The sequence below is a fragment of the Mycolicibacter senuensis genome (assembly GCF_003284925.1).
Taxonomy (GTDB): Bacteria; Actinomycetota; Actinomycetes; order Mycobacteriales; family Mycobacteriaceae; genus Mycobacterium; species Mycobacterium algericum_A.
In genome coordinates, this window is sequence record NZ_QMEX01000215.1 from 1 (window position 1) to 4,362 (window position 4,362).

Here is a 4,362-nt window from a genome sequence, read left to right on the forward strand (position 1 = left end):
ATCGGCGGGGCGGGTTGCGACGACGTGCCGCGGGACGGGGGCGGGGGCGGGCTCCGGTGCGGGCTCCTCGACCACCGGTTCGGGCTCCACCTGCATGGCCGCGATGAAGTCGTTGATCGCCATGATCATCAGCGGCAGCACGATCGGTATCCGAACCGGGATCGTCACGATGAACAGAAACGTCGACCAGAAGACGATGTTCCAAAAGATGAACCAGAACCAGCGGTTGGCTTCTTCGGCCGGGTCGGTTGGGTCGGGCGGGTCGGTCGTACCGGTGTCGGAGGTCAGTATCGGCGGTGCCGGGTCGGTAGCCGGCATTGCTGCCAGCGCCGCGCCCGACACCGCGTCATAGGTCGCCATCGCGGTGGCGGCCTGCACCCACATGCGTACGTAGTCGGCCTCGTTGAGCGCGATCGGGATGGTGTTGATGCCGAAGAAATTCGTCGCGGTCAGTACGCCGTGGAGGGCGTGGTTGAGGGCCAACTCGGCCAGCGTGGGCATGGTGGCCAGCGCGGTGCTGTAAGCGGCCGCGGCGACCTCGTGTTGCGCGGCGGCGTGGGCGCTGTCGGCGCTGGCCCGGGCCAGCCAGCTCAGGTACGGCGCGTGTGCCGCGGCGTAGCTGTCGGCGCTCAGACCCTGCCACGCCGCCGACCGGGCGGCGCCGAGCACGGTGACGAGCTCCGTTGCCGCGGCAGAATATTCGGCACTCAGCGCCGCCCAGGCGCTCGCAGCGGTCAGCAGCACGCCCGGGCCGGGCCCGTTGGCCAGCAGCGCGGAATGCACCTCCGGTGGCGCTGCGATCCAGGTCGAGGGCATCGGCGGCTAACGTCGCGGCGCGACCAGCGAACCTATCCGGTCGCTGTCCGCGAGACGGCACCGCAGTCCGTAAAACGGGACTAGACACATGGCATCAAAATAGCATTGCCTAAGCTAACTTTGGAACCCTGCGCCGGGCTCGGTGACCGACCGCACAGCCACCCCAAGTTGCCTCCGACGCCGCCCAGAACCGCGTGGCAAGCCCGGGTGACCGGCGATAACCTGGGGTATGTCGACTAAAACCACCATCCGGGTGGCCCGCGTCTACGACGAACCCCGTGCCGAGGATGGGAAACGGATTCTCGTCGACCGGGTGTGGCCGCGCGGATTCCGCAAGGATGACCCCCGGGTCGGGCACTGGTGCAAAGACGCAGCGCCCTCGCGGGAGCTGCGCGGCTGGTACGACCACCGCCCGGAGCGCTTCGACGAATTCGTAACGCGCTACAAAGCCGAACTGGCGACCCCGCAGGGCGCAGCCGCCCTCGAGAACTTGCGCGAGCTGACCCGCGGCGCGAACACCGTCACGCTGGTCACCGCGACCCGCGATGTGGACGGCAGTCAAGCGGCGGTACTGGCCCAGTTGCTTGCGTCGCGGTGACGCCGGACCCGAACCGGGAACCTATGTCCGACCCGCGGTGGTGATCAGCATTCCGATCGGGATACTCACGATCAGCGCCGCGATGAACAGCCGGTAGGCGAGCAACCCCCAGCCCCGTCGTGCCGGGCGTCGCACACCGTAGAACAGCCACGCCAGCACGGCCAACAGCAGCGCGGAGCCGAGATCGAACACCACGATGTGGTCGGCGACGACGCCGAGCACGATCGCGGCTCCGGAGACGTTGAACGCCGCCGCGGTGGCCACCGCCGCGCCCGGCGTCAGCGGTTCAGCCGCCAACACGGCCCGGCCCGCCCCCAGCACAAACTGGCCGACGCCGAGCACCAGCACCAGGTAGGCGACCGCCCAGACGCCGTGGCGGGTCGGGGACGGTGCTGCGATCGCGGCGGCCAGCACACCGCCGCCCACCACCGCAGCGGCACCGGCCACGGCAAACGGTGTGAACGCGGCGCGCTGTTCCCACAGCTGCAGCAGCCCCGGCTGTTGCGACGGGTTGTCCGGGCTCGTGGGGCGGGCCGCGCCGGTGACGTCGTTCATCGCCGGCCTCCGTCACCGTCGCGGTATCTCGTCATGATCAGGCCTCCGGGCTTGAGATTACCGGGGTGGTGGTCATCGCCGAGCCCACAGCGCTCCCTCACGCGGCGTGCAGCCCACGTTGGGCCGATGACTAAAGTTATCGGATGCCTTCCGACTCTTCAGCTGCCCGGACGCGGCTGCCGCGGGAGGTGGGGGTATTGCTCGGCGCGAACTTCCTGATCGCGCTCGGCTATGGCGTGGTGTCGCCGGTATTGCCGGTTTATGCCCGGCATTTCGGGGTGAGCATCTCCGCGACAACCTTCCTCATCACCGCGTTCGCGTTGATGCGATTGTGCTTCGCGCCGGTGAGCGGGCTGTTGGTCCAGCGGATCGGGGAGCGCCGCGTCTATGTGACCGGACTGCTGATCGTCTCGGTGTCCACCACCGCGTGTGCGTTCGTTCAGACCTACTGGCAGCTCTTGTTTTTCCGAGCGCTCGGCGGTGTCGGGTCGACGATGTTCTTCATCGCCGCGGTGGGCCTGATGATCCGGGTCAGTCCGGCGGATGCTCGGGGGCGGGTGGCCGGGATGTTCGCGACGGCGTTTCTGCTGGGCACCGTAGGCGGACCGGTACTGGGCAGTCTGACAGCGGGTTTCGGTCTGAGTGCACCGTTTCTGTTCTACGGTTCGGTGTTGTTGGTGGCGGCAACCGGCGTGTTCGTCAGCCTGCGCAATTCACATCTGGCCGAAGCGGCCGACTCGACGGGGCCGACGGTGTCGGTGCGGGCGGCGCTGGGCCATCGTGCCTACCGGTCGGCGCTGCTGTCGAACTTCGCCACCGGCTGGTCGGTGTTCGGTCTGCGAGTGGCGTTGGTGCCGCTGTTCATCACCGAAGTCCTGGACCGCGGGCCTTCGGTCGCCGGCCTCGCGCTGGCCACGATCGGCATCGGCAACGTGTGCGCGGTGCTGCCCAGCGGCCACATGTCCGACCGGGTCGGCCGGCGCGGCCCGCTGATCATCGGGCTCGCGGTGGCCGGGGTCGCCACGATCCTGCTCGGCGCAAGCGGGTCGCTGGCGGTGTTCCTGATCGCCGCGTACCTGGCCGGGCTGGCCTCGGGCATGTACGGGGCGCCGCAGCAGGCCGTCATCGCCGACCTGGTCGGCAACCAGGCCCGGGCCGGGACCGCGGTGGCCGCCTACCAGATGATGGCCGATTTCGGGTCGATCGTGGGCTCACTGGCGGTCGGGCAGATCGCCCAACGGCTGTCGTTCGAGTGGGGCTTCGCGATCAGCGGTGGCGTGCTGCTGATCGCGGCCGTCGCCTGGGTGCTGGCGCCGGAGACGCGCGCGCGGGCCCCGATCGGCGAGATCACCGGTGCGACGTGGCTAGGCTCGGTTGATGGTGACGCTGGACCGGCTGGTCAACGTAGTGGGGAGCTACGGGGTTCGCCTGCGGTTCTGTTCCGTCCCGCGGACGACGACGCTGAGCAGCGTCGTGATGCACGAGGTGACCGGTGAGCGCGCCGCCGTCGGCGATGTCCTGCTGGCCATCGGCGCCCGCTCGGTAAAGGAGGCGGTGCGCTGGGCGGTGGCCGCCAAGGCCATCGCCGTGCTGGTGCGCGACGCCGAGGACAAGACCGCGTTCGCCGGCGAGGGCGAGTCACTGGCGGTGCTGGTGGTGGATCCCGCGGTGTCCTGGAGCGAGCTGGCCGCAGTGGTCTACGGGCTGGTGCTCGAAGGCCGGGAAACCGAATCGGGTCGCGGCCCCACCGACCTGTTCGCGGTGGCCGACAGCCTCGCCGACGCCGTCGGCGGGGCGGTCACCGTCGAGGATCAGCTGGGTCGCGTGCTGGCCTACTCGCGTGGTCAGCAGCACGCCGATCCGGCGCGTTCGGCGACGATCCTGAACCGGCAGGAAGCCGAGCCGCTGCGGGAGTTGTTCGAAAAGCGGGGCGTCCTGGCGCATCTGGAATGCCATGATGAACCGCTGTTCGTCGCCGCCGCCCCCGAGCACGGACTGACCGGCCGGATGGTGGCAGCGGTGCGGGTCGGCCGGGAGCTGCTGGGCGCGGTGTGGGTGGCCTGCCCCGCCCCATTGAACGGCGCCCGGCTGACGGCACTGGCCGACGGCGCCCGCACGGTGGCGCTGCACGTCTTGCGGTCGCGGGCCAGTGCGGATCTGGAACGCCAAGTCGAATCCGACTGGGTGAACCGGTTGCTGGACGGTCGGACCGACGCCGCCGAGGCCGCCGCCCTGGTCGCCAGGCTGGGTCTGCCGCAGGCGCCGCTACGGGTGGTCGCCGTGCACCCCCGGATCGCCACCCAGCCGCACGCGGGCCTGTTGCTGGCGTTCGAGGCCGTCACCACCGGATTCGGCTGGTCGCGGCCGGGCCGCAGTGCGCTGGCCGCCAACAC

The 4,362-nt window shown here is 69.9% G+C and carries 5 protein-coding genes; 3 read left to right on the forward strand and 2 right to left on the reverse strand.

The genetic code is table 11. From position 1 onward, the window contains the following. Positions 1 to 816 (reverse strand): PPE family protein (locus DQP56_RS22870; protein ID WP_234825796.1); only part of this gene is annotated, 816 nt, incomplete at its 3' end. Positions 817 to 1,045: 229 nt separating this feature from the next. Here DQP56_RS22870 and DQP56_RS22875 point away from each other — a divergent pair. Next, positions 1,046 to 1,414, forward strand: coding sequence for a DUF488 domain-containing protein (locus DQP56_RS22875; RefSeq protein ID WP_112689305.1), 369 nt, complete (start codon positions 1,046 to 1,048; stop codon positions 1,412 to 1,414). Positions 1,415 to 1,435: 21 nt separating this feature from the next. Here DQP56_RS22875 and DQP56_RS22880 read toward each other — a convergent pair whose 3' ends face one another. Continuing rightward, positions 1,436 to 1,969, reverse strand: coding sequence for a hypothetical protein (locus tag DQP56_RS22880; RefSeq protein ID WP_112689307.1), 534 nt, complete (start codon positions 1,967 to 1,969; stop codon positions 1,436 to 1,438). A gap of 143 nt (positions 1,970 to 2,112) precedes the next feature. On the opposite strand from DQP56_RS22880, the gene DQP56_RS22885 reads away from it, so the two are divergent. Together DQP56_RS22885 and DQP56_RS22890 are read left to right on the forward strand one after the other, a co-directional pair. Further along, entirely contained in the window at positions 2,113 to 3,465 is a 1,353-nt protein-coding gene (locus tag DQP56_RS22885) for an MFS transporter (protein WP_165825123.1), read from the forward strand. Then, positions 3,347 to 4,362 (forward strand): PucR family transcriptional regulator (locus DQP56_RS22890; RefSeq protein WP_133259011.1); only part of this gene is annotated, 1,016 nt, incomplete at its 3' end. The genes DQP56_RS22885 and DQP56_RS22890, both read left to right, overlap by 119 nt.

What these genes read in the sequence shown, in the direction of transcription:
- DQP56_RS22875 (WP_112689305.1), top strand. Translation starts at nt 1,046, where the DNA reads ATGTCGACTAAAACCACCATCCGGGTGGCCCGCGTCTACGACGAACCC.
- DQP56_RS22880 (WP_112689307.1), bottom strand. Translation starts at nt 1,969, where the DNA reads ATGAACGACGTCACCGGCGCGGCCCGCCCCACGAGCCCGGACAACCCG.
- DQP56_RS22885 (WP_165825123.1), top strand. Translation starts at nt 2,113, where the DNA reads ATGCCTTCCGACTCTTCAGCTGCCCGGACGCGGCTGCCGCGGGAGGTG.